We start from the raw sequence: 540 nt of genomic DNA, 5'->3' as shown, positions 1-540 counted from the left end.
ATTTGATTCAGAAGCGTTCGCCCTCGGGGACGCAGCGGTATGAGTGGGATGCGTTTGACCGGATGCAGGCTGCGCAGGTTGAGGAGGGCGAGAGACGTAGCGCATCGAGTTACTACTATGACGCGCTGGGGCGGCGGATTGCCAAGGAGGTCAACGGCGCGCGGACCGTGTTCGGCTGGGATGGGGATACGCTGGCGTATGAATCCGACGAGGCACGGAGCACGCATTATGTGTATGAGGCGCGGACCTTCGTGCCGATGGCGCAGTATGTGACGGCGCCGGTCGAGGGGATCGAGACGCCGGTTGCGCGCGAGGGGGATCGGTATCGGCCGGAGGATCATCCGCTGCAGCGGGTGCCGGTGGCGCAGGGCGATGCGCGGGTGATGTTCTATTACTGCGACCAGATCGGTACACCGTTGATGATGACGGACGAGGCTGGTGAGGTGGTGTGGGAGGCGGCGTACAAGGCTTGGGGCGAGACGCGGGAGGTGATCGAGCGGGCTTCGGCTGCGTCGGGGGGCGCGGTGGCGAGGAATGCGC

General features: G+C 65.2%; 1 protein-coding gene. It reads left to right on the top strand.

Features of this window, described 5'->3' with window-relative positions; genetic code table 11:
• On the top strand, window positions 1–540 hold a 540-nt coding region (locus FQ755_RS06840), incomplete at both ends, for an RHS domain-containing protein (protein ID WP_186308436.1).

The organism is Paraburkholderia sp. BCC1885, assembly GCF_900996235.1.
Classification (GTDB): domain Bacteria; phylum Pseudomonadota; class Gammaproteobacteria; order Burkholderiales; family Burkholderiaceae; genus Paraburkholderia.
The sequence above is the reverse complement of the archived record's forward strand: the minus strand, read 5'-3'. Positions and strand labels throughout refer to the sequence as shown.